General features: G+C 73.3%; 1 protein-coding gene. It reads right to left on the reverse strand.

Annotated features, from left to right (window positions below; translation table 11 throughout):
* Positions 1-74: 74 nt before the first annotated feature.
* Positions 75-1,124, reverse strand: coding sequence for a phosphatidylinositol-specific phospholipase C domain-containing protein (locus E4099_RS32130; RefSeq protein WP_135342606.1), 1,050 nt, complete (start codon positions 1,122-1,124; stop codon positions 75-77).
* Positions 1,125-1,271: the final 147 nt, after the last annotated feature.

Below are 1,271 nucleotides of genomic sequence, written 5' to 3' on the forward strand. Positions count from 1 at the left end.
GGCCCCGGCCCCGACCCCCAAGGGTGCCGGTCCAGACCAATTCCGGCAATCGCGGGAGGTCCGCGCGCCGCGGCTCAGCCCCGCGGGACCACCATGGAGAGCACCGAGGGCAGCGGATACCAGTCCGCGGTCACGATGCTGCCGTGCTGCCGGGCCAGCAGCTCCACCCGCGCCCGCGCGGCGGACTCCTCGGGGCTGGTCCCGTCGATGGCCGGGGCGACCAGGTGCGCGTCGGTCATGATCAGCAGGTAGTGCCGCTGGTCGTACCAGGCGGTGTCGATGCCGCCTTGGACATACGCCGAGGCGTCGCCGTCGAACATCACGAACCACGGGCGTATCGAGGCGTCCGCGTACCGGGCCCGGGGGTCGCCGGCCGTCGCCTTGTGCACGGCCGGGAAGGCGGTCGCCTCCCGCAGCCGGCCCGCGGCAGCCAGGTCGCGCAGCCGGGTGGCGTACTCCCGGTCCGTCCACAGCCCGTCGAAGGGGTTGCTCTCCTCGACCGTGCCCGGGATCAGCTCGAAGACGAACTTCCCGGCCAGCGCGGACCGGCTGGGCCAGCCGTCCGCCCGTACCGCCTCGTCGAGGGTGGCGTGCCGGCCTGCCAGGTCGGCCGGCCGGAACACCGCGTCGCCGAGCTTGGCGGTGACCAGCGCGTCGAACTCGTCCGGGCCCCGGCCGCCGGTGTCGTTGAAGCCGTCCTTCAGCTCCACCTTGACCACGATCGGCCGGTGCCCGGGGTTCGCGTCGTGCCAGGCGCGCATGTCGGCGAGGCAGCCCTCCAGGCTCTGGTTGCGGGACTTGGTGCGCAGTTCGGCCGGGGAGGCGGCGTTCTCGCAGTTGTTGGCGTTGCCCAGCGGGTTGGAGTGCGAGACCCGCCACTTGGAACCCAGCAGGTTGGTCCACACATCGAGCTCCACGAGCCCGGCGCCGGAGTCCAGCGCGTCCGCGAGGTACGGGTACTTGGCCTGCTCGTAGGCGTTGTGCACGCCGACCGAGGTGGTCGCGGAGAACGCCGCACCGCCGTCCTGGTCCTGTGCCGCCGCGGGCACGGTGAGCGCGGTGACCAGCGCCGCCGGAAGTGCGAGGAAGGCCGCCGCCGAGGCGAGGAGCCGGGACTTCTGCATCAAGTGCCGCCTTGGGATGGTGGGTTCGGGTCGGCAGCAGCGTACGTGCAGGGTGTTTCCCGCCGTGACGCGGGAGCCCGGGGGCGCTGAGCGTCGGCGTGCACGGCACGGACGGGCGGTGGGCGAGGCAGTGGCGGCGGGCTGCGC

The sequence above is a fragment of the Streptomyces palmae genome (assembly GCF_004684805.1).
Classification (GTDB): Bacteria; Actinomycetota; Actinomycetes; order Streptomycetales; family Streptomycetaceae; genus Streptomyces; species Streptomyces palmae.